The organism is Streptomyces sp. TRD_SC_5, from assembly GCF_056836825.1.
Genome location: NZ_JBWZZS010000001.1, coordinates 6,485,001 through 6,507,588, shown reverse-complemented (window position 1 = coordinate 6,507,588; position 22,588 = coordinate 6,485,001). Strand labels below are relative to the sequence as shown.

Annotated in this window: 18 protein-coding genes, 1 tRNA gene, 2 rRNA genes and 2 pseudogenes (1 of these 23 running past the window's edge); 16 read left to right on the top strand and 7 right to left on the bottom strand. The window is 69.0% G+C overall.

Annotated elements, in window-relative coordinates; translation table 11 throughout:
- The first annotated feature begins 6 nt into the window (after positions 1-6).
- Complete coding sequence (locus AC1P0E_RS29770) at positions 7-2,532, top strand: SpoIIE family protein phosphatase (protein ID WP_482745194.1); 2,526 nt, start codon at positions 7-9, stop codon at positions 2,530-2,532.
- Entirely contained in the window at positions 2,529-5,000 is a 2,472-nt protein-coding gene (locus AC1P0E_RS29765) for a SpoIIE family protein phosphatase (RefSeq protein ID WP_482745193.1), read from the top strand. Before AC1P0E_RS29770 ends, AC1P0E_RS29765 begins: the two co-directional genes overlap by 4 nt.
- Before the next feature lie 69 nt (positions 5,001-5,069).
- Here AC1P0E_RS29765 and AC1P0E_RS29760 read toward each other — a convergent pair.
- Positions 5,070-5,143 (bottom strand) — tRNA-Pro (locus AC1P0E_RS29760).
- Between the two features lie 92 nt (positions 5,144-5,235).
- Between AC1P0E_RS29760 and AC1P0E_RS29755 the strand changes: the two genes are divergently transcribed.
- Positions 5,236-5,778, top strand: coding sequence for a DUF309 domain-containing protein (locus AC1P0E_RS29755; protein WP_482745192.1), 543 nt, complete (start codon positions 5,236-5,238; stop codon positions 5,776-5,778).
- A complete protein-coding gene (cobF, locus tag AC1P0E_RS29750; RefSeq protein WP_482745191.1) occupies positions 5,775-6,551 on the top strand; it encodes a precorrin-6A synthase (deacetylating) in 777 nt (258 codons plus the stop codon). Before AC1P0E_RS29755 ends, cobF begins: the two co-directional genes overlap by 4 nt.
- Here the strand turns inward: cobF and AC1P0E_RS29745 are convergent.
- Positions 6,508-7,305 (bottom strand): cobalt-precorrin-6A reductase, encoded by a 798-nt coding sequence (locus tag AC1P0E_RS29745; RefSeq protein ID WP_482745190.1) that lies wholly within the window; start codon positions 7,303-7,305, stop codon positions 6,508-6,510. The two genes, cobF and AC1P0E_RS29745, sit on opposite strands and share 44 nt — an antisense overlap.
- A 95-nt stretch (positions 7,306-7,400) precedes the next feature.
- Between AC1P0E_RS29745 and AC1P0E_RS29740 the strand changes: the two are divergent.
- Positions 7,401-7,700, top strand: a pseudogene (locus AC1P0E_RS29740) (RNA polymerase sigma factor region1.1 domain-containing protein); the annotation flags it as partial.
- Entirely contained in the window at positions 7,689-9,023 is a 1,335-nt protein-coding gene (locus tag AC1P0E_RS29735) for an RNA polymerase sigma factor (RefSeq protein ID WP_482745950.1), read from the top strand. The pseudogene AC1P0E_RS29740 and the gene AC1P0E_RS29735, both read left to right, overlap by 12 nt.
- 89 nt (positions 9,024-9,112) lie before the next feature.
- Here AC1P0E_RS29735 and AC1P0E_RS29730 read toward each other — a convergent pair whose 3' ends face one another.
- Positions 9,113-9,430 (bottom strand): hypothetical protein, encoded by a 318-nt coding sequence (locus AC1P0E_RS29730; RefSeq protein WP_482745189.1) that lies wholly within the window; start codon positions 9,428-9,430, stop codon positions 9,113-9,115.
- A 135-nt stretch (positions 9,431-9,565) separates the two neighbouring features.
- Here AC1P0E_RS29730 and AC1P0E_RS29725 point away from each other — a divergent pair, with 135 nt between their 5' ends.
- The 6 genes from AC1P0E_RS29725 to AC1P0E_RS29700 all read left to right on the top strand — a co-directional run bounded on the left by AC1P0E_RS29725 (position 9,566) and on the right by AC1P0E_RS29700 (position 14,789).
- A complete protein-coding gene (locus tag AC1P0E_RS29725) occupies positions 9,566-9,988 on the top strand; it encodes a DUF350 domain-containing protein (protein WP_482745188.1) in 423 nt (140 codons plus the stop codon).
- Between the two features lie 311 nt (positions 9,989-10,299).
- Positions 10,300-11,868, top strand: coding sequence for an ATP-binding protein (locus AC1P0E_RS29720; RefSeq protein ID WP_482745187.1), 1,569 nt, complete (start codon positions 10,300-10,302; stop codon positions 11,866-11,868).
- A complete protein-coding gene (locus AC1P0E_RS29715) occupies positions 11,865-12,272 on the top strand; it encodes a roadblock/LC7 domain-containing protein (protein WP_482745186.1) in 408 nt (135 codons plus the stop codon). Before AC1P0E_RS29720 ends, AC1P0E_RS29715 begins: the two co-directional genes overlap by 4 nt.
- Positions 12,269-12,634, top strand: coding sequence for a DUF742 domain-containing protein (locus tag AC1P0E_RS29710; RefSeq protein ID WP_482745185.1), 366 nt, complete (start codon positions 12,269-12,271; stop codon positions 12,632-12,634). The genes AC1P0E_RS29715 and AC1P0E_RS29710 overlap by 4 nt, the downstream gene beginning before the upstream one ends.
- Positions 12,615-13,226 (top strand): GTP-binding protein, encoded by a 612-nt coding sequence (locus tag AC1P0E_RS29705; protein ID WP_482745184.1) that lies wholly within the window; start codon positions 12,615-12,617, stop codon positions 13,224-13,226. Before AC1P0E_RS29710 ends, AC1P0E_RS29705 begins: the two co-directional genes overlap by 20 nt.
- A gap of 30 nt (positions 13,227-13,256) precedes the next feature.
- Positions 13,257-14,789 (top strand): cytochrome P450, encoded by a 1,533-nt coding sequence (locus AC1P0E_RS29700; RefSeq protein WP_482745183.1) that lies wholly within the window; start codon positions 13,257-13,259, stop codon positions 14,787-14,789.
- Here AC1P0E_RS29700 and AC1P0E_RS29695 read toward each other — a convergent pair.
- The gene (locus tag AC1P0E_RS29695) at positions 14,764-15,864 is read right to left on the bottom strand and encodes a terpene synthase family protein (RefSeq protein ID WP_482745182.1); all 1,101 of its coding nucleotides are present in this window, start codon (positions 15,862-15,864) and stop codon (positions 14,764-14,766) included. The genes AC1P0E_RS29700 and AC1P0E_RS29695 overlap by 26 nt on opposite strands.
- Positions 15,865-16,144: 280 nt before the next feature.
- On the opposite strand from AC1P0E_RS29695, the gene AC1P0E_RS29690 reads away from it, so the two are divergent.
- The 4 genes and pseudogenes from AC1P0E_RS29690 (at position 16,145) to AC1P0E_RS29675 (ending at position 19,083) form a co-directional block, all read left to right on the top strand.
- Positions 16,145-17,056, top strand: coding sequence for a TetR/AcrR family transcriptional regulator (locus tag AC1P0E_RS29690; RefSeq protein WP_482745181.1), 912 nt, complete (start codon positions 16,145-16,147; stop codon positions 17,054-17,056).
- Positions 17,057-17,106: 50 nt separating this feature from the next.
- A pseudogene (locus AC1P0E_RS29685) lies at positions 17,107-17,721 on the top strand (beta-keto acid cleavage family enzyme); the annotation flags it as partial.
- The gene (locus AC1P0E_RS29680; protein WP_482745180.1) at positions 17,673-18,614 is read left to right on the top strand and encodes a 3-hydroxyacyl-CoA dehydrogenase NAD-binding domain-containing protein; all 942 of its coding nucleotides are present in this window, start codon (positions 17,673-17,675) and stop codon (positions 18,612-18,614) included. The pseudogene AC1P0E_RS29685 and the gene AC1P0E_RS29680, both read left to right, overlap by 49 nt.
- A 1-nt stretch (position 18,615) precedes the next feature.
- Positions 18,616-19,083: a thioesterase family protein gene (locus AC1P0E_RS29675; RefSeq protein WP_482745179.1), complete on the top strand. Its 468-nt coding sequence runs from the start codon at positions 18,616-18,618 to the stop codon at positions 19,081-19,083.
- A 58-nt stretch (positions 19,084-19,141) separates the two neighbouring features.
- Here AC1P0E_RS29675 and AC1P0E_RS29670 read toward each other — a convergent pair whose 3' ends face one another.
- The 3 genes from AC1P0E_RS29670 to AC1P0E_RS29660 form a co-directional block, all read right to left on the bottom strand.
- A complete protein-coding gene (locus AC1P0E_RS29670) occupies positions 19,142-20,107 on the bottom strand; it encodes a YihY/virulence factor BrkB family protein (protein WP_482745178.1) in 966 nt (321 codons plus the stop codon).
- A 121-nt stretch (positions 20,108-20,228) separates the two neighbouring features.
- Positions 20,229-20,345 (bottom strand): 5S ribosomal RNA (gene rrf / locus AC1P0E_RS29665).
- Between the two features lie 74 nt (positions 20,346-20,419).
- Positions 20,420-22,588 (bottom strand): 23S ribosomal RNA (locus AC1P0E_RS29660) (it continues 956 nt past the right edge of the window).

Below are 22,588 nucleotides of genomic sequence, written 5' to 3'. Positions count from 1 at the left end.
TGCTGTGTGACCTGGTACGGCGCGGCCGGGCCCGCACCGCCGAGCGAGAGCGGGGCGACGACCGGGAACCCGAACAGCAACGGCCGAGCTCCGGACGAACTCGCCCTGGTGCTCGCCCAAGCCGCCGTGAACGCGATCGAGTCTGCCGGCGGATTCGCCGGCGGCGTCTATCTGCGCTCCCGCACGCCGGGCCTGCTGCGGCTGGCGGTGCTGGGCGGGCTGCCCGGCACGCTGTTCCGCCCCTGGTGGCGCATGCATGTGAACCGCCCGTTCCCGGTGGCCGAGGCGCACCGCTCCGGCCGGCCCGTCCACCTCGCCGACGCCGAAGAGGCCATGCGCCGGTTCCCGCAGCTCATGGCCGGTCTGCCGTTCCCTTTCGGATCGCTGTACGTACCCGTCACCGACGGCCGCGAGAAATTCGGGGTACTGGTGGTGCTGCGCCCGGCCACGACCGGTGTCCCTGTCGACGAGACCGACCGCCGGCGGATGCGGCAGGCCGCGGAGCGGCTCGCCGCCGCGCTCGCCGAGCTGTCCGCGAGCGGACAGGCAGTGGAGTGGGAGGACGAGCCGGTCTGCGTACAGCTGCCGTCCGCCACCACGCCGCCGGTGCGGATCGGGAATTTCGACTGGGACCTGTCCCACGGCACGGTGGAGGCCGACGACGAGCTGTGCGCCATCCTCGGCACCTCTCCGGCGGCCTTTCCCGGCACGATCGAGGCGCTGGCGGCGCGGCTGGCGCCGGAGGACGCGTACGGGCTGTGGGCCGTCGCCCGCCACGTGGCGAAGTCCGGCGCCCCGGCGACGCGCAGAATGCGGCTGCGGGGCCCGGACGGACGCTCCCACCTGCTCGAACTCTCCGCCCGCGCCCGGCCGCCCGGCGGCGGACCGGGGGGACACCTGCGGGGCTTCCTGGTGGACTTCGGCACCGGACCGGTGGTCGCGGAGGCGGCCGACCGGCTGCCGCACGCCATCCTCTCGCTCGACCGGGTCGGGCGGATCACCCATCTGAACCACAGCGCGGAGACGCTGCTCGGTCACGCGCGGTCCCAGCTGACCGGCCGTGTCCTGTGGGAGGTCCTGCCGTGGTTCGGGCACCCCGCGTACGAGGAGCACTTCCGGGGCGCGCTGCTCTCCGACAAGGACGTCCACTTCACGGCCCGCCGCTCGGCCGGGCCCGAGGAGTGGCTGTCGGTCTCGCTCTATCCGGGCCACGACGGCCTGACCGCGACGCTCGCCCCGGCGGAGCACCCGGCCTACGCTCCCGGCTCGGTCACCAGGCCGGGCGCCGGACTCGGCTCGCCGGCCGACCGCGCGTCGGCGCTGTACCGCCCGGTCGCCCTGGCCATCGCGCTGACCGAGGCCGTCACCGCGCGCCAGGTGTCCTCGGTGGTCACCGACGAGCTGCTGCCGGCCTTCGGCGGCCGCCAGCTGGCGATCTACCTGCTGAACGAGAGACACCTCTACCTGGCCTGGGAAACCGGCTTCCCGCAGGGCTTCCTCGACCGCTTCGACGGTGTGGCACTCGACGCCCGGCTGCCCGGCGTGGAGACGCTCACGACGGGCCGCCCCCTGTTCTTCGAGTCCATGGAGCACCTGGCCGCCGCGTACCCCGGCATCCCGATGGACGCCCATGTCGGCGCCAGGGCCTTCCTGCCGCTGATCGCCTCCGGACGCCCCGTCGGCTCGTGCATCCTCGGTTTCGACCAGCCGCGCGGCTTCAGCCCGGAAGAGCGCACGGTCCTCACCGCCCTGGCCGGTCTCATCGCGCAGGCCCTCCAGAGAGCCCAGCGTTACGACACCGAAGCCGCCCTCGCCCGTGGCCTGCAGAACGCGTTGCTGCCGCACCGGCTCCCCGTCGTCGAGCACGTCGACACCGTCGCGCGGTACCTGTCCGGCACCCAGGGCATGGAGGTGGGAGGCGACTGGTACGACGTGGTCGGCACGGGAGCGGGCCTGGCTCTGGTGGTGGGCGACGTACAGGGACACGGTGTCGCGGCGGCCGCCACGATGGGCCAGCTGCGCAGCGCCGTACGCGCCTTCGCCCTGGCCGGACAGGACCCGCAGGAGGTCATGCGTGACACCAACCGCCTGCTCATCGACATCGATCCCGGTCAGTTCGCCAGTTGCTGCTACATCGTCCTCGATCCGGTGTCCGGCGCCGCGCAGGCCGTACGGGCCGGGCACCCGCAGCCGCTGCTGCGCCACAGCGACGGAACGACGGAGGTGCTGGACCTGGCCGGCGGCATCGTGCTGGGCGTCGCCGAGGATGCGTCGTACCCCGTCACCGGACTGCGGCTCGAGCCGGGCGCCGTCCTGGCGCTGTTCACCGACGGGCTGGTGGAACAGCCGGGGATCGACATCGACCACGGCATCGAGCGGCTGCGCGCCACCTTCTCCGCCATCGGCTCGTCCTCGCTCGACGAGACGGCGGACCGCCTGATCCGGGAGGCCCGGCAGGCCGCCGACCGGCCGGACGACATCGCGCTTCTGCTCGCCGCCCGCTGGGCGGGCCGGACAAGGCAGGTGCCATGAGCGCGGCAAACGCAGCCGGGGACGCCGACTTCCACGGCCCCCTCGATGTCTCGAGAGCGGCCACGGCCGTGCTGGACGCCGACGGCATGGTCGTCGGCTGGAGTCCGGGCGCGCAGAGGCTGCTGGGATACCTGCCGCAGGAGGTGCTCGGGCGGCCGATCGCCACTTTCCTGTCGGGTCGCGGGGCCGGCGACGGCAGGGACGAGAGCGGAACGGCCGCGGATCTGCCGGCCGTGGACCGGCCCGGCGCGGCACCGGTCCGCCGCCGGGAGCTGCTGATGCGTCACCGCGACGGACGCATCGTCCGTGTGGCCTCGACCATGCTCTCGCTGTCCCCCGCGGGCACCGGCCCCGCCCGGCTGCTCGCGGTCGCCGACGCCGAGGAGACGGAGCAGTGGGAGGCCATGCAGGCGATGCTGCGGGGGCTGGCCACCCAGTCGCCCGTGGGCCTGGCGATCTACGACAACGACCTGCGGGTCGTGTGGACGAATGTCGCCCTCTGCCACGAGATGGGGGCCACGGAGTACGTCGGACTGGGCCCGGACGAGATGGTGGCCGACGGCGAGGTCCTGTCCGACCGGTATCCGCCGACCCTGGAGGAGACGATGCGGCAGGTGATCGCCACAGGCGAACCCGTCATCGAACTCCATTACCGCGGCCGCCCGCCCTCCGAACCGGAGCGCGACCATGTCTGGTCCTGTTCGTACTACTGGCTGCGGGACACCTCCGGAGCCTCGCTGGGGGTGTGCGAGGAGACGATGGACGTCACCGACCGCTACCTCGCGCAGCAGCGGCTGGACCTCCTGGTGCGGGCAGGCGGCCAGGTGGGCACGACCCTGGACATGGCCCGCACGGCCCGGGAACTCGCGGCGGTCACCGTCCCGCAGTTCGCCGACGAGGTCACTGTCGACCTCCTGGAGGCCGTACTGGAAGGCGATCAGCCGGCCGCCGGGACCACGCCCGCGCGTGACGTGATCCGCGTGTGGGGGCCGGGAAGCGGATCGAACGCTCCGGAAAGCCACGCGGGACGGCACCGGATCGACTACCCGCCGGATTCACCCCAGGCGCGCAGCCTGTCCTCGGGCAGCTCGGTGCAGGAACGCCTGGGCCCCACGGAAGACCCCGACGGGCAGCCGCAGCCGCGCGCGCAGCTGGTGGTGCCGCTGCGCGCCGAAGGCGCCACGCTGGGCGTGGTCACGTTCGCCTGGGACCGCCGCCGCGACCCGCTCGACGCCGGTGAGCTGGCGGTGGCCGACGAACTCGTCGCCCGGACCGCCGTCAGCATCGACAACGCCCGCCGCTACACCCGTGAGCACACCGCGGCCCTCATGCTCCAGCACAGCCTGCTGCCGCAGAACCTGCCCGAACTGACCGGCGTCGAGCTGGCGCACCGCTATCTGCCCGCGGACAACAAGGCCGGTGTCGGCGGCGACTGGTTCGACGTCATCGCGCTGTCCGGCACGCGGGTGGGGCTGGTCGTGGGAGACGTCGTCGGTCGCGGCGTGCGTGCGGCCGCCACGATGGGCCGCCTGCGCACGAGCGTACGGGCGCTCGCCCGGCTGGACCTCGCACCCGACGAACTCCTCGCGCGCCTGGACGACCTGGTCACGCAGGCGGCGAACGAGGGGGCCGTCCCCGTCGACGGTCACACGGTGCCCTACGACGAAGCGCTGGGTGTGACCTGCCTGTATGCCGTGTACGACCCGGTTTCGGGCCTCTGCAGGATGGCCCGGGCAGGCCACCCGGCCCCCGCCGTGGTCGACCCCGCGGACGGCTCCGTCACCTTCCCCGACCTGCCCGCGGGCCCGCCCCTCGGGCTGGGGGGCCTGCCCTTCGAGACGGCGGAACTGAAACTGCCGGAAGGCAGCCTCCTCGCCCTGTTCACCGACGGCCTCGTGCAGAGCCGCGAGCGGGACCTCGACGACCAGCTCGACAAGATCCGTTCCGTCCTCACCGAGCACCGGCGGCCGTTGGACGAGCTGTGCGACCGTACGGTCACGACGCTGCTGCCCGGCGCCGTGGACGACGACGTGGCGCTGCTGCTCGTACGGACACGCAGGCTCGGCGGCCACCAGGTGGCCGTATGGGATCTGACGGCCGATCCGGAGGCGGTCGGCCTCGCCCGCGCCGTCGCCACCAAGAAGGTCGGCGAATGGGAACTGGAGGAACTCTCTTTCACCACCGAACTGGTGGTCAGCGAACTCGTCACCAACGCCATCCGCCACGCCTCCTCCGGCCCGATCCAGCTACGGCTCATCCGCGACCGAGCGCTGATCTGCGAGGTCTCCGACAGCGGACACACCTCGCCCCATCTGCGCCACGCCCGCACCGACGACGAGGGCGGCCGGGGCCTGTTCCTCGTCGCGCAGATGACCCAGCAGTGGGGAACGCGCTACACCTCCACCGGCAAGACCATCTGGGCCGAGCAGCCGCTCGTACTGGAGGAGGAGGAAGAGAGCGGCATTTGACGGCACATCAGTGCCCGCACATGCGTCAGGGGCCGTTCGAAAACGGCCCCTGAGCTGCGAACTGCACCGTCGGGACGACAGGATTTGAACCTGCGACCCCTTGACCCCCAGTCAAGTGCGCTACCAAGCTGCGCCACGTCCCGGTGCCGCCTGACCTGGGGTTTCCCCTGGCTGGGCGCGCAACAGAACCATACCTCACTCTGTGCGTGGTCCCGACTCCGGCCACAATGGACGGATGGACGAAAGGGAACAGGACAAGCAGGACAGGAGGGACCGCGACCCCGAGGGGCGAGCCCGCAACGCGCGGCCGCGCGACGGGCTCGGGCGGCCCCTGCCGTACGGGGCCGAGGGCGTGGCCCGGCAGCCCGAGGGGGTTGAGCGCACCGGGGACGAGACGGTGCGCGAGGCGCAGCGGCTGCTCGACGCCGGTATGCCGTTCCACGCCCACGAGGTCTTCGAGGACGCCTGGAAGTCCGGCCCCGACGAGGAACGCGCCCTGTGGCGCGGCCTCGCCCAACTCGCCGTCGGTCTGACCCACTCGGCCCGGGGCAACAGGAACGGCGGTGCGACGCTGCTGCGGCGCGGGGCCGCAGGTCTCGCCGCGTACGGCGACGCGCGTCCGTACGGGATCGCCCTCACCGAACTCACCGCGTGGGCTCAGGAGCTGGCCGACCGTGTCGTGCGGCAGGAGGAGCCCGTACCGGCTGCCGGGAGCGCTCCACGTCTGCGCGGGCGGGACGGGGCCGGCGGACCCGATGCGGCAGACTCCCTCCGGTGAGAAAGATTCATGTCATAGGCATCGGTGCGGGCGACCCGGACCATCTGACGATCCAGGCCGTCAAAGCGCTCAACACAGTCGACGTCTTCTTCCTCCTCGACAAGGGCGAGGAGAAGTCGGACCTGATCCGGCTGCGGCACGAGATCCTCGACCGTCACATCGCGGCCGGGCGGGAGTACCGGCTGGTCGAGGGGCGCGACCCGGACCGCGACCGCGGGGCGGGGGGCGCCGGCTACTCCCCCGCGGTCGGCGACTGGCGCAGCCGCCGGGCCGACATCTTCGAGGCGATGATCACCGACGAGCTGGGCGAGGACCGGACCGGCGCGTTCCTGGTGTGGGGCGACCCGGCGCTGTACGACAGCACCCTCGGCATCCTGGAGGAGATCCTGGAGCGCGGGAACGTGGTCTTCGAGTACGACGTCGTGCCGGGCATCAGCAGCGTGTCCGCCCTGGTCGCACGCCACCGCACCGGGCTGAACCAGGTCGCGAAGCCCGTGCAGATCACGACGGGCCGACGGCTGGCGGAGGGCTGGCCCGAGGGCACGGACGACGTGGTCGTGATGCTCGACGCGCACCAGGTCTTCCAGCGGTACGCCCAGGAGGACCCGTACATCTACTGGGGCGCCTACATCGGCACGGCGGACGAGATCCTCGTCTCCGGGCGGCTCTCCGAGGTCTCGGAGCGGATCCTGCGGCTGCGCGCCGAGGCCCGCGCCCGCAAGGGCTGGATCATGGACACGTATCTGCTGCGCCGGGAATCGGGCCGGAGCTGAGGCATCCCAGCCGCTCCAGCTCCGCCACCACCCCGGCCACGTCCGCGGCGGTCCGCACCCCCGGCGCCGGTGGCGGCCGCCGTACGACGACGACCGGCAGGCCGAGCTCACGGGCCGCGGTGAGCTTCGCGGCGGTGGCGGGGCCGCCGCTGTCCTTGGTGACGAGGACGTCTGCGGAGTACGTACTCAGCAGCTCCTTCTCGCCCTCCACGGTGTACGGGCCTCGGTCCAGGAGAAGCCGCGTGTGGCGCGGCAGCGGCGGCTCCGGGGGCTCTACGGAACGTACGAGGAAGTGCAGCCCGTCCAGACCGGCGAAAGCCGCCAGGCCGAGCCTGCCGGTGGTCAGGAAGACCCGGCGGCCGAGCTCCGGCAGCCGGGCCGCCGCGTCGTCCAGGTCGTCGGCGTGGTGCCAGCGGTCGCCCGGGCCCGGCTGCCAGCCGGGGCGGCGCAGGGCGACCAGCGGGAGGCCGGCGGCGGCGGCCGCTGTGGCCGCGTTCGCGCTGATCACGGCGGCGAAGGGGTGCGTGGCGTCGACCACGGCGGCGACCCGGTGCTCGCTCAGCCAGGCCGCCATCGGCCCCGGGCCGCCGAAGCCGCCGACGCGAATCTCACCATCAGGCATCCTTGGTTGTGTCACCCGTCCTGCGAGCGAGGTCGTCACACGCAGGAAGGGGACCGGAACCAGTGTCCGCACTAGCTGCCTGGCTTCCGTCGTACCGCCGAGTATCAGTACATGGACCGTGCCGGTGATCATGCCGTCACGCTACCGGAGGGGCTCCGAGCGGGCCGTTTCGGGAAAGTGGTTCAGGTCACTCTATTCAAGGCGTAACGAAATGGCGCGAGCGTGCGATGAACCCACAGGTGTCGTCGCGCTGCCCCTTACGTCATGCGACCTCGCCTAGTCATCATTTTTGCTACGAGAGGCTCCTCGTGTCGGTCAGTCCGTCCCGCCCGTTCCCACAGGAGATTGCGGAATCCCCTTCCCTGGTCGCGCTCATCGAGCGCGGCAAGGAGCAGGGTCACATCAACGGCGACGACGTACGCCACGCCTTCGAGGCGGACAGCATTCCCGCGGACCAGCTCAAGCGGGTGCTGCGCAGCCTCAACCAGGTCCTCGACGAAGAAGGCGTGACCCTCATGGTCACGGCGCCCAAGGCTCCCGCCAAGGCGCCCGTCAAGCGTGCGCGCAAGACCGTCGCGAGGGACGAGGAGAAGCGTCCGGCGACCAAGAAGGCCGCCGTGAAGAAGACCGTCAAGAAGACCGCTTCGGCGACGTCGCAGGCGGCTCCCGCGTCAATATCGGTAATGGACTCCGCCGCCGACGACGAGGCCCCCGCGGCCCCGGCGAAGCGCGCCGCGAAGAAGACGACCGCGAAGAAGACCGCGGCCAAGAAGGCCGCCGCGGCCCCCGAGGAGCCGCAGGGCGACGCCTGGGCCGACGAGCCGGCCGCCGCCGACGACGCGGACGAGAAGCCGACGAAGCAGCCGCAGCAGGGTGACGGCTACGTCCTGTCCGACGAGGACGAGGACGACGCGCCCGCGCAGCAGGTCATGGTCGCCGGCGCCACCGCCGACCCGGTCAAGGACTACCTGAAGCTGATCGGCAAGGTGCCGCTGCTCAACGCCGAGCAGGAGGTGGAGCTCGCCAAGCGCATCGAGGCGGGTCTGTTCTCCGAGCACAAGCTGGAGGACGAGGACGAGCAGGACGCCATTTTCCGGCGCGAGCTGGAGATCCTCGTCGAGGACGGCCGGCGCGCCAAGAACCACCTGCTGGAGGCCAACCTCCGCCTGGTGGTCTCGCTGGCCAAGCGCTACACCGGTCGCGGCATGCTCTTCCTGGACCTGATCCAGGAGGGCAACGTCGGTCTGATCCGCGCGGTGGAGAAGTTCGACTACACCAAGGGCTTCAAGTTCTCGACGTACGCCACCTGGTGGATCCGTCAGGCGATCACCCGCGCGATGGCCGACCAGGCCCGCACCATCCGTATCCCGGTGCACATGGTCGAGGTCATCAACAAGCTGGCCCGCGTCCAGCGTCAGATGCTCCAGGACCTGGGCCGCGAGCCCACCCCGGAGGAGCTGGCCAAGGAACTGGACATGACCCCCGAGAAGGTCATCGAGGTCCAGAAGTACGGCCGCGAGCCCATCTCGCTGCACACCCCGCTGGGCGAGGAGGGTGACAGCGAGTTCGGTGACCTCATCGAGGACTCCGAGGCGGTCGTCCCGGCCGACGCGGTCTCCTTCACCTTCCTGCAGGAGCAGCTGCACTCGGTCCTCGACACCCTGTCGGAGCGCGAGGCGGGCGTGGTCTCGATGCGGTTCGGTCTGGCCGACGGTCAGCCGAAGACGCTGGACGAGATCGGCAAGGTCTACGGCGTGACGCGTGAGCGCATCCGTCAGATCGAGTCGAAGACGATGTCGAAGCTGCGCCACCCCTCGCGCTCGCAGGTGCTGCGCGACTACCTCGACTAAGAGGTCCCGGGCCCTGCGGCCCCGCACAGCGGCTTCGGCGCCTCGGGCGGATCACTCGCCCGTGGCGCCGAGCCGCGTCCGGGCCCGCGTCAGGGGATCAGGAAGGCGTCCGCCGCCACCGCCGCCGCCAGGCCGGTCACCAGCAGCCAGGTGCCGAGCCGCGTGCGCCCGCGTCGGCTGAGTTCGATCACGACGCCGCACAGGATCAGCGCCAGTCCGTACACCCCGACGACCAGGACCGAAGACCGGCTCGCCATCCGTACGGCCAGCACCGCTGCCACCGCCACCATCAGGACCGACGCGGCGGCGATGCGCATGCGCCGGGCCTGACGGGGCGTGAGACCGCCGGTCCGTACGGGTACGGGCGAGGGATCGGTGACTGCCTGGTCCTGGTCAGAAGCGCTCATGAGTTCGGATCGTAATCGCTCCGGCGGGACGCCGTTGCGCCGACCCGCAACCCGTCCAGCAGCCCCAGGAACCTCGTGCGATAGGTTTTGCCTCTCCTTGACCACGATCGACTTCACGCGCGGAGACTGAGACCAATGGAAGACATCATCAACGGACTTGGCCGCTCCGCCGCCTATGGCGCCCTGGGCGTGGTGCTGCTGACGCTCGGCATATTCCTGGTGGACGCCCTGACGCCGGGCAAGCTCGGCCGGCAGATCTGGCAGGAGCGCAACCGCAACGCGGCGCTTCTGCTCAGCTCGGCGCTGCTCGGCATCGGCGGGATCGTGTTCACCTCGATCTGGACGACGTACAACGACTTCGGCAAGGGACTTGTGTCGACGGCCGCGTTCGGCGTGCTGGGGCTCGTGATGATGGCAGTCGCGTTCTTGGTCGTCGACCTGGTGACGCCGGGCAAGCTGGGCGAAACGCTGGTCCAGGACGAGCCGCACCCGGCGGTGTGGGTGACGGCGTCGTGCAACGTCGCGGTGGCGGCGATCGTTTCGGCGTCCATCGCCTGAGGCGGTCAACGCCCCCCATCGCACAGCCAAGGCCGCTTCCGCTACCGCGGAAGCGGCCTTCGCGCGTACACAGGGCCTAATCCTCACACGTTCGGTTACTCCTTGCGCACACGCATGAGCCCAGTGTGCAAAATTGGCGAGTCTAAACCCGCCGACTGGGCCCGTGCAGAGGGTTACGCGAATCTGCCGCCGCACTGATCCGATCTGGCTAAGCTCGCTCGAAGCGCGCCGAGTTGATATGAAATCACGCACTTGTTCGCAAGTGTCTGATAGTTCGAACACATCCCAGAATCGACCGCCAGAGGGTTTACATGGTTCGCGTTGAATCGCCTCCGACAGACCGAAAATCCCCCTTCTTCCGCGCGCTCGTGCCACCCGTCCTGCTCATGGCCGCGGCGACCGCCGTCGCCTGCGTCGTCGTACCGGACTCCGCCCGGATACCAGTCGTCTGGCTCGGCGCCCTGGCGACCGCCGTGGTGACGGCCGTCGCCGCCGAAGTCGTGCGCCGCGGACGGGCGATGCGCGCCCTGCGCGCCGAGTACGGGCAGCGCCTCGCACTCCTCGACGAGCGCGTCACCGGACACGACCGGCAGACCCTGCACCTCAGCAACGAGCTGCTGCCGGCCACCATCCGCCGCCTCCGGCAGGGCCAGTCGCCCGACGAGGTGATGCGGGACATGGTGGACGGGAACCCGGCGTACCGCGATCTCCCCATGCCCGAGCGCGCCTTGGTGCGCTCCGTCCTGGAGATCGTCGACAACGAGGAAGCGATGCGCGACTCCGCGCAGCGAGCCTTCGTCAACATCGCGCGCCGCGTGCAGGCCATCGTCCACCAGCAGTCCAGCGAGCTGCGGTTGATGGAGGAGGACCACGGGCGCAACCCCGCGGTCTTCGACGACCTGCTGCGCCTGGACCACGGCACCTCGCTGATCGGCCGCCTCGCCGATTCCATCGCCGTACTCGGCGGCGGCCGCCCGGGGCGCCAATGGCCCGAGCCCGTACCGCTGTACAGCGTGCTGCGTGGCGCCATGTCCCGGATCCTGGAGTACCAGCGGGTCGATCTGCACTCGATCGCCAAGATCGCCATCATCGGCACTGCCGTCGAACCGCTCATCCACGCCTGCGCGGAACTCCTCGACAACGCGACGCGCTACTCGCCTCCGCAGACCCGCGTACATGTCACAGCCGTGGAGGTGCAGACCGGCATCGCCATCGAGATCGAGGACGGGGGCGTCAGTCTCAGCGAGGAGGCCCGGGCCCGGGCCGAGCGCATGCTGGCGCAGGCCCAGGCGGGCATCGACCTCAACGACCTGGGTGAGACACCGCGGCTCGGCATGGCCGTGGTCGGCCGCCTCTCGCAGATGTACGACCTCAAGGTCGCGCTGCGGCAGTCCGCGTACGGCGGCGTCCGCGCGGTGCTCATCGTGCCGCGCGAAGTGGTCACCACCGGGCGCGCCCCCGGGCTCGCCCACGGCATCGGTGCCACGGCCGTCCCCAAACAGGGCCCGTCCGGCCTGTCCGAGGCGGAAGAGGCGCGCGTCCCCAGGCGCAAGCCCCGGCCGGTCTCTCAGCCGAAGCGGCCGGTACACGTACCGGTCGCCAGGGAGGAGGACGTCCCCGAGGTGACCGAATGGACGTCACAGGGGCTTCCGCAGCGCCGCAGCCGGGGCCGGGCGCCGCTCGGCTCCCACAACCTGCCGCCCGAGCAACGCCCGCCGCTCAACGGCCACGCCAATGGCAACGCCCACGGAGCGGACAAGGAGGAGCCGGAGCCGGGGCTCTGGCTCGAAGCCTTCACCAAGGGGTTCAACGGCACGGCGCCGGACCCGTCCGCCGATGACGAACCTGACGATGCGTTGGACAAGGGAGATCTCAAGTGATCCAGCAACGGGCGAACTTCGACTGGATGCTCAAGGAGCTGGCCGACGGCGTACCGCAGGTCCAGCAGATCGTGGTCCTGTCCGCCGACGGTCTGCGCATCGCCCGGCACGGCGGCGACCCCGACGCCGCCGACCGGCTCGCGGCAGCCTGCGCGGGGCTCCAGAGCCTCGCCGCCGCCGTCGCCGCTGAGATCCCGTACAGCGAAGGCAAGATGCGGCTCGTCGTCATCGAAGTCGACGGCGGCCTCTTCTACTTGATGGCGGCCGGGACCGGGGCCTACCTCGCGGTGCTCGCCGACGACACGGTGGACGCGGGCCTCATGGGGACCCGCATGCGAGACCTGGTCATCCGTATCGGCGCCCACCTGACGAGCCCTCCGCGCCATGACGGGCGAACCGTATGAGTCCTCCACAGCGAGAACGGCGACAACCCGGGACGAAGGACCCGGAACGGCTGTACGTGCTCACCGGCGGCCCGGACGGCGAGGAGCGGGCCCCGCTCGATCTCGTCACGATGGTCGTCTCCCGCACTGAACCGACGCCGACGGTGCAGCCCGAGCAGGCCGCCATTCTGCGGCTGTGCCGGGCGCCGTTGTCCGTGGCCGAGATCTCGGCGTATCTCTCCCTGCCCTTCAGCGTGGTGACGGCGTTGCTCACCGATCTCCTCACCATCGAACTGGTCGAATCGCGGGCGCCCATCGTCCGCGCAACCCTGCCGGACCGGTCCCTCCTCGAAGCGGTGATGCATGGACTTCAGAAGCTCTGACACGATCACCGGCCCGCGCAGCGAGGACGTTCTCCCCGACACGGCCACGGCCGCGGTGAAGATCGTCATCGTGGGCGGGTTCGGAGTGGGCAAGACCACGATGGTGGGTTCGGTGAGCGAGATCCGTCCGCTGACCACCGAGGAGACCATGACCCAGGCCGGGGTCGGTGTCGACGACAACCTCGAGGGCAAGACCGCCACCACCGTCGCCATGGACTTCGGCCGGATCAGCATCAGCGAGGAACTGATCCTCTACCTCTTCGGCACACCCGGCCAGGAGCGCTTCTGGTTCCTGTGGAACGGCCTGTTCGAGGGCGCCCTGGGCGCGGTGGTGCTGATCGACACCCGCCGCCTCGAGGTCAGCTTCGACGTGATCGGTCGCCTGGAGGAGCGCGGTGTGCCGTTCGTCGTCGCCATCAACACGTTCCCCGACGCGCCCCGGCACCCCGTGGACGCGCTGCGCACCGCCCTCGACCTGCCCCCCGAAGTGCCGATAGTGGACTGCGACGCGCGAGGGCGCGGGTCCTGCCGCGACACCCTCCTGACGCTGATGCGCTATCTGCACTCCTTGTCCCTGCAACAGCCCGCCTGATCGCCCGATCTCCCGATCCCTGGAGTGACCGTGACAACCCCCTTCCACCATCTCCCCGGAGCGGACGACGGGGCTCTTCCGCCCCCGGGATGCCCGGCCCACGCCATCGCCGGTACGGGCCCGGGCGGCCTGCGCCGGCTGTACGGGCCCGAGCACGCGAACGATCCGATGGCCGTGTACGAGAAGCTTCGCGCCGAGCACGGCCCGGTGGCGCCCGTGCTGCTGAACGGCGACGTACCGGCCTGGCTGGTGCTCGGACACACCGAGAACCTGCACATGACCCGTACCCCCTCGCAGTTCTCCCGCGACGCGCGCCGCTGGCGCCTGGTCTCCGACGGCACCGTGCCTCCCGACCACCCGCTGGCCCCGATCTTCACCTGGCAGCCCATCTGCGTCTTCGCCGACGGCGGGGAACACGAGCGGCTGCGCGGCGCGGTCACCGACAGCATCGGGCGCATCGACACCCGGGGCGTACGCCGCCACATCAACCGGTACAGCAACCGGCTCGTCAACAGCTTCTGCCAGGACGGCAAGGCCGATCTGGTGAGCCGGTTCGCCGAGCACCTGCCGATGATGGTGATGTGCCAGATCCTCGGCATGCCGGAGGAGTACAACGAACGGATGGTGCAGTCCGCCCGCGACATGATCAAGGGCACGGCGACGGCGAACGCCAGCAATGCCTATGTGATGGGCGTACTGAGCAGGCATGTGGCCAAGCGCCGGGCGGCGCCCCAGGGGGACTTCACCACCTGGCTCGTCGAGCACCCGGCCGGGCTCACCGACGACGAGGTCAGCCAACATCTGCGGCTGGTGCTGATCGCGGCGTACGAGACGACCACGAATCTGATCGCCAACGTACTGCGCATGGTCCTGACCGATCCGCGCTTCCGCGCCCAGCTCAGCGGCGGTCACATGACGCTGCCCGAGGCGGTCGAGCAGACCCTCTGGGACGAGCCCCCGTTCACCTCGATCTTCGGCCGCTGGGCCGTGGGTGACACCGAGTTCGGCGGCCAGCAGATCAAGAAGGGTGACGCCCTGATCGTCGGCATCGCCGCCGCCAACGTCGACCCGGTGGTACGCCCCGACCCGCACGCGTCCATGCAGGGCAACCGCTCCCACCTGGCCTTCAGCGGCGGGCCGCACGAGTGTCCGGGGCAGGACATCGGGCGCGCCATCGCCGACACCGGCATCGACGCACTGCTGATGCGGCTTCCCGATCTGCTGCTCGCCGTCGAGGAGCACGAGCTGGAGTACAGCAGTGCGCTCATGTCCAGGCATCTGATCGCGCTTCCGGTGAAGTTCGCCGCGTGCCAGCCGCTGGACGACTCCGCCGGCGCCCTGACCACGGCGTCGCGCAGGACGCCGCAGCCCGACTGGCAGGTGAATTCGCCGGCCGGCGCGAGTGTGCCACAGCCCGCCCAGGTGCCGCGGCCCGCACCGGAGTCCGTGCCCGCACCGCCGCCCGCGGCGGTGCGCAGCCCGCTGATGATTCCTGCTCAGCGCAGGCCGGTGGCACCGAAGCGGATGTGGCAGGCGGTCATTCGCTGGTGGCGCGGTTACTGACCGCCAGCTGGTCCCACCACCAGGAGATGGTCGGGAGGGGAAGCGGCTCCAAGCTGTCGTCGGCCGGACGCTGCTTCCACCACCCCTCGTCCGGCTTGCCCTCCGGGGCGAAGGGCACTTGGTACCGGGGGCAGGCGGACGCCCAGTCGAGGTGCCCCCGGATGAACTGGCCGAGCCCTTGTACGTACCGGCGCAGACCGCCGCCCGCCTCCCTCATTACCTGGTCGCGCAGCCGTAGGAAGAGCACCATGACGCGGTCCCGCATCGCCACCGCCTCTTGGAGCGCGTGGTGCGGATCGCAGCCGAGTTCCTGGCACAGGACGTCGATCAGGTTGAGGTCGTCGCCGGCCCGCAGCAGTTCCTTGTTGCGGGAGTAGAGGTCGTTGTCCCAGCTGACCAGCGTCCAGGTGATCTCGGTGAGGGCCCGTACGCGCGGGTCCTCCAGGTCGTTGTCGGGTACCGAGTAGCCGGCGACGATCTCGATCATCGCGGTGGAGGGGGCCATCCCTATGGCCCTCATCCACAGCGTGATGTAGTCGTTGAGCGAGGGCAGTCTTGGACTGCGGCGCCAGGCCGCCTCCCACACCAGCCCCGAGGTATAGACGCGCATGGCGTCGGTCCAGCGACGGATCTGCTGCCGGGACGCATACCGCTCCAGCTCGAGGCGGAGTAAGCGCAGCGCCGCCGCGTGCGGCGAATCATCCGGCTGGTGGGCGGTCGGGGCCTCTATGGCGCGCACGATCCGGGACGTCTCCTGGGCGAGCGAATCCGCGGTGACGTAGGCCTCGTCGCACACGCCGTCGTCGAGCGAGAAGAGCACGGCGTGGAACTTGGCCATCAGGGTGAGCGGTTCGAGCTGCCCGTACGACATGGTGGACGCCGTGAGACCGCCGAAGTCGCAGAGAGCCAGCCGCCTGCGCTGATGATCGTCGGCGTCGAGGCTTTGCCGGAGCATCCACCGCACAGTGATGTCGTTGAGCGCCGCGGCCGAGGGGTGGACGAAGGACGGCACCGGACAGTAAAAGGGCACGCTCGGCAATTGCTGGCCCAGTCGACGTGGCGAGATTACGGTCATGTTCGGCCTCCCCTTGAGTGCCCCGCGTACGCTGGGGCGTATATGCCCATGTCCGACCATCAATAACAATGCAACTGGCCATTGCCTGAACCTAGTTGATCGGTAGTTGCCCAAAGTTGCAGAAGTCCGCTATCACCGCTGTGCCGGGGGTTTTCACGGCTTATACAGGTGACTGACTCACCAGTCAGCACCTCATCATCAGCCACAATCTCCTGCAATGACTGGCCTCACCCATTGCGGTCGTTGCGATCCTCTCAACGCGCGAGTACGGTGGCCGACCATGCAGCCAGAACCCGGAAACCGAGTCGGTGACTCCGGCGGTGAGGTCGCCGAGCGGGTGCGCCGGGTGATCGGCGCCGCGGGTGTGAGCCAGCGCGAGTTCGCCCGACGGATCGTCATGGACCCGTCGAAACTGTCGCGTTCGCTCAGCGGTGCACGCCGGTTCACAGTGGCTGAATTGGCCCGTATCGCCGATACCGCCGATGTGGACGCGGCCTGGCTGCTCGGGTCCCGTACCGAGGCTTCCGCCAAGTCCTCCGCCGTACGCCGCGATCGTGCGGCGGCGGTCGCGGCGCCCGAGGGCGGCAGGCCGCTCCAGATCGTCCGCGAGACCGTGCGGCTGATCGCTGAGCGCGGTTTCCATGCCGTACGGGTCGCCGACATCGCCGAGGCCTGCGCCACGAGCACCGCCGCCATCCACTACCACTTCCCCGGCCGGGACGAGCTGCTGGAAGCCGCTGTTCGCTGGTGCATGGACGAGGACACCGCCCGCCGTGCGGCCAGGGTCGCCGGCGCGGAAGGCGCCGGTAACGCCGCGGACGAGCTGCGGCAGCTGATCGAGCTGCAGACGCCGTACACCGAGCAGCAGCGGTGGCGGTGGAGCGTCTGGCTCGACCTGTGGGCCGAGGCGGCCCGCTCCACCGCCGTGGGCCGGCTGCACGTCGCGTACTACCGCCAGTGGCGTGCCACCGTCGCCGATGTCCTGCGACGCGGCGTCGGCCAGGGCGTCTTCCGTCCCACCACCGACCCGGACGCCGACGCGCTGCGGCTGACGGCGCTGATCGACGGCCTGGCCACCCAGGTGCTCGCCGTCGCACCCGGCACCGGACCGGGCACGAGTCCCGAGGACATGCAGGCCGCGCTGCTCGCGTACGTGGAAGCCACCTTGTCCGTCCCCTCGTCCCGAGCCTGAACTCACGCCATCCCCACCCGTTGCCCCACTCCTCAAGGAGAGGCTCCCGCATGCCCATGAACCAGGAAGTCGTCATCACGTGCGCCCTTACCGGCGCCGGTAACACCGTCCGCAAGAGCCCGCATGTGCCGGTCTCCCCCGAGCAGATCGCCCGCTCGGCCGTCGAGGCCGCAGAGGCGGGCGCCGCCGTCGTGCACATCCACGTCCGCGACCCGTCGCGCGATCCGCGGCTCTACCGCGAGGTCGTCGAGCGCATCAAGGAGACCGGCACCGACGTCGTCATCAACCTCACCGCCGGCATGGGCGGCGACCTGGTCATCGACCCCGACGAGCCGCTCAGGCACCTCCCCGGCACCGACCTGGTGAGCGGCCTCGACCGGCTGCCGCACGTCGAGGACCTGCTGCCCGACATCTGCACCCTCGACTGCGGCTCACTCAACTTCGGCGACGGCAGCAACCTGTACGTCTCCACCCCCGACATGCTGCGTACGGGCGCCCAGCGCATCCAGGAGCTCGGCGTGCGCCCGGAGCTGGAGGTCTTCGACACCGGGCAGCTGTGGTTCGCCAAACAGCTGCTCGCGGAGGGGCTCCTCGACGACCCGACCGTTTTCCAGCTGTGCATGGGCATCCCGTGGGGCGCGCCCGCCGACCCCGGCGTGCTCCAGTGATCGGCGGCGGCTGGGTCGCCCACTTCCTCGCCCGCGGCTACGACGTCACGGCCTGGGACCCCGCCCCCGACGCCGAAGCGAAGCTGCGCCGCCTGGTCGACGCCGCCTGGCCCGCGCTGGAGCAGCTGGGCCTGGCCGACGCCGCCTCGGCCGACCGGCTGACGGTCACCGCGACGCTGGAAGAGGCGGTGGCCGAGGCGCAGTTCGTACAGGAGAGCGCGCCCGAGAGGCTGGAGCTCAAGCGCGATCTGCTGGCCCGGCTGGACGCGGCCGCGCCCGCCGGAGTCGTCATCGCCTCGTCCACCTCCGGCTACCCGATGACCGACATGCAGACGGACGCCGGCGACCCCGGGCGCCTGGTCGTCGGGCACCCCTTCAACCCGCCGTACCTGATCCCGCTCGTCGAGGTCGTCGGCGGCGAACGGACCGCCACGCACGCCGTCGCCTGGGCCTCGCGCTTCTACGAGGTGGCGGGCAAGTCCGTCATCACCATGCAGCGCGAAGTCCCCGACTTCATAGCCAACCGCCTGCAGGAGGCGCTGTGGCGCGAGGCTCTGCACATGGTCGCCAACGGTGAGGCGACCGTGCGCGAGATCGACGAATCGATCACCGAAGGGCCCGGCCTCCGCTGGGCGTTCATGGGCCCCATGCTCACCTTCGCGCTGGCGGGCGGCGACGGCGGCATGGCCCACATGCTGGACCACTTCGGCCCGTCGCTGAAAGCACCTTGGACGCGGCTCGAAGCACCCGAGCTGGACAAGAAGTTGTACGACGCGGTGGTCGCCGGATGCGACGAGGCGGCCGACGGCCGCACCATCGCGGACCTGGTCGCGCTGCGGGACCAGGGTGTTGTCGACGTACACCGGGCGACCGGACGACTGGAGAAGTGACATGACCGAGCCCCTCCCCCTCCTGCGCCAGACCGTACGGCCCGAGTGGATCGACTACAACGGCCATATGAGCGAGGCCTTCTACGTCCTCGTCTTCGGGTACGCGACGGACGCCATGATGATCGAGACCGGTCTGCACTCCTCGTACCGGGAGAGCACCGGCTGCTCCCTCTACACGGTCGAGGCGCACATCCGCTATCTGCGCGATGTCGCGGAAGGCGCCGAACTCTCCGTAAGGACGCGGGTCCTGGGAGTGGACGCCAAGAAGGCGCGCTTCACCCATGAGCTGTACGTCGGCGACGCGTACGACGAGCCGGTGGCGACAACCGAACTGCTCGCGGTCCACGTCGACCGGAAGGCGGGCCGCGCGGCACCGTTCCCCGACGCGACCCGCGAGCGGCTGACGTCGCTGACGGAGGAGCCGCCCGCGTGGGCGGGACGCTCCATTGCCGAGGTCTCCTCCTCCTGACGTTCCACCAGTCGCGGGTGCGTGGTCTCGCGGCAGACGTCGACTTCCCCGTCCCGGCTCAAGCCCCCGGTCCCGGATCGGGCCTGACCGGCTCGCGGATGCCCGCGCGGGCGGCCTCGAGCTGGGCGGCGAACGCGATGCCCAGGAACAGCGCGATCCCGGTGAGGTTCGCCCAGAGCATCAGGGCGACGAAGGCGGTGAGGGGCCCGTACACCGCGCCGAAGGAGCCGCTCTCGGCGACGTACAGGGCGAGCAGCCAGGTCGCCACCACCCACAGCACCAGGTGTACGGCGGATCCGACGGCGAGCCAGGTGTAACCGGGCTGGTCGCGCCGGGGAGCCCAGCGGAAAATCACCGCCGATGCCAGCAAGGCCAACAGGACACCGACGGGCACCTGAATCGGCCGCCATACGTCGCGTAGGAACTCGGGCCACCCGAGCGCCTCGACCAGCGAATCCCCCACCGCCTCACCGGCGACGAGGACGAGGAAGCCCAGCACCATGGGCATCCCGGCCCCCAGGGCCAACAGCAGGCTTCGTCCGTACTTCGTGAGGAAGGGCCGGTCCCTCTCGATGCCGTAGATGCGGTTGCTGCCGCGCTCGATCTGCCCCATGGCCGAGGTCAGGTTCAGTACGGCGAAGGCCAGCCCGAGCCACATCGCGACCGCGATGGGCGTGCTGCCGCCGGCGCTGCGGCGGGTGTCCGCGAGAGCCTCTTCGACCAGCTCATTGCTGGCGCCCGGCACGATGTGGCCGAGCGTCAGCTCCACCACGCGGCCCACACTGTCGGTGTGCACGCTCGCGGCGACGCCCACGACGGCGATGGCGAACGGCACTATGCCCAGCACCACTTGGAAGGCCAGTGATCGTGCGTGGCTGAAGCCGTCCGCGTACCGGAAACGCGCAAAGGCATCGAGGAACAACTTGCGTCCCCCGTAGTGCCGCAGAGCGGTCAGGGCTTCGTCGCCGGAGAGCTCCTCCCCGATCATGTCCCGAGTCTGGGGGACATGCACCACAGTTCCCATCGGAGCCCAGCTTTCACTCGAATACGTTGTTCGGACCAACTCCGGTCCTGAGACTACGAGCCCTGAACGCAAAAAAGCCCCGGCCCCTGGACATAAGTCCAGGGGCCGAGGCATAAAATTTGTTCGGCGGCGTCCTACTCTCCCACAGGGTCCCCCCTGCAGTACCATCGGCGCTGAAAGGCTTAGCTTCCGGGTTCGGAATGTAACCGGGCGTTTCCCTAACGCTATGACCACCGAAACACTATGAAGTTGAACAAACCGGTAAAGGCACAGTTCGTTACTTCAGAACAAACACAGTGGACGCGAGCAACTGAGGACAAGCCCTCGGCCTATTAGTACCAGTCAGCTCCACCCGTTACCGGGCTTCCACATCTGGCCTATCAACCCAGTCGTCTACTGGGAGCCTTAACCCCTCAGAGGGGGTGGGAACACTCATCTCGAAGCAGGCTTCCCGCTTAGATGCTTTCAGCGGTTATCCTTTCCGAACGTAGCCAACCAGCCATGCCCTTGGCAGGACAACTGGCACACCAGAGGTTCGTCCGTCCCGGTCCTCTCGTACTAGGGACAGCCCTTCTCAATATTCCTACGCGCGCAGAGGATAGGGACCGAACTGTCTCACGACGTTCTAAACCCAGCTCGCGTACCGCTTTAATGGGCGAACAGCCCAACCCTTGGGACCGACTCCAGCCCCAGGATGCGACGAGCCGACATCGAGGTGCCAAACCATCCCGTCGATATGGACTCTTGGGGAAGATCAGCCTGTTATCCCCGGGGTACCTTTTATCCGTTGAGCGACAGCGCTTCCACAAGCCACTGCCGGATCACTAGTCCCGACTTTCGTCCCTGCTCGACCCGTCGGTCTCACAGTCAAGCTCCCTTGTGCACTTACACTCAACACCTGATTGCCAACCAGGCTGAGGGAACCTTTGGGCGCCTCCGTTACTCTTTAGGAGGCAACCGCCCCAGTTAAACTACCCATCAGACACTGTCCCTGATCCGGATCACGGACCGAGGTTAGACATCCAGCACGACCAGAGTGGTATTTCAAGATTGACTCCACACACACTGGCGTGCATGCTTCACAGTCTCCCACCTATCCTACACAAGCCGAACCGAACACCAATATCAAACTGTAGTAAAGGTCCCGGGGTCTTTCCGTCCTTCTGCGCGAAACGAGCATCTTTACTCGTAGTGCAATTTCACCGGGCCTATGGTTGAGACAGTCGAGAAGTCGTTACGCCATTCGTGCAGGTCGGAACTTACCCGACAAGGAATTTCGCTACCTTAGGATGGTTATAGTTACCACCGCCGTTTACTGGCGCTTAAGTTCTCAGCTTCGCACGCCCGAAAGCGCACTAACCGGTCCCCTTAACGTTCCAGCACCGGGCAGGCGTCAGTCCGTATACATCGCCTTACGGCTTCGCACGGACCTGTGTTTTTAGTAAACAGTCGCTTCTCGCTGGTCTCTGCGGCCACCCCCAGCTCACCGTGTAAAACGGATCACCAGTGATGGCCCCCCTTCTCCCGAAGTTACGGGGGCATTTTGCCGAGTTCCTTAACCATAGTTCACCCGAACGCCTCGGTATTCTCTACCTGACCACCTGAGTCGGTTTAGGGTACGGGCCGCCATGAAACTCGCTAGAGGCTTTTCTCGACAGCATAGGATCATCCACTTCACCACAATCGGCTCGGCATCAGGTCTCAGCCTCAATGAGGGACGGATTTACCTACCCCTCGGCCTACACCCTTACCCCGGGACTACCACCGCCCGGGCTGGACTACCTTCCTGCGTCACCCCATCGCTTACCTACTACCACCTTGGGCCGGCGGCTCCACCACTTCCCTTTGCCCGAAGGCTCCAGGACGGCTTCACGGCCTTAGCATTAATGGATTCGATACTGGGCGTTTCAAAGCGGGTACCGGAATATCAACCGGTTGTCCATCGACTACGCCTGTCGGCCTCGCCTTAGGTCCCGACTTACCCTGGGCAGATCAGCTTGACCCAGGAACCCTTAGTCAATCGGCGCACACGTTTCTCACGTGTGTATCGCTACTCATGCCTGCATTCTCACTCGTGAACCGTCCACAACTCGCTTCCGCGGCTGCTTCACCCGGCACACGACGCTCCCCTACCCATCCCAGCCCCCGTTGGGGGTATGTGCTGGAATGACACGACTTCGGCGGTACGCTTGAGCCCCGCTACATTGTCGGCGCGGAATCACTTGACCAGTGAGCTATTACGCACTCTTTCAAGGGTGGCTGCTTCTAAGCCAACCTCCTGGTTGTCTCTGCGACTCCACATCCTTTCCCACTTAGCGTACGCTTAGGGGCCTTAGTCGATGCTCTGGGCTGTTTCCCTCTCGACCATGGAGCTTATCCCCCACAGTCTCACTGCCGTGCTCTCACTTACCGGCATTCGGAGTTTGGCTAAGGTCAGTAACCCGGTAGGGCCCATCGCCTATCCAGTGCTCTACCTCCGGC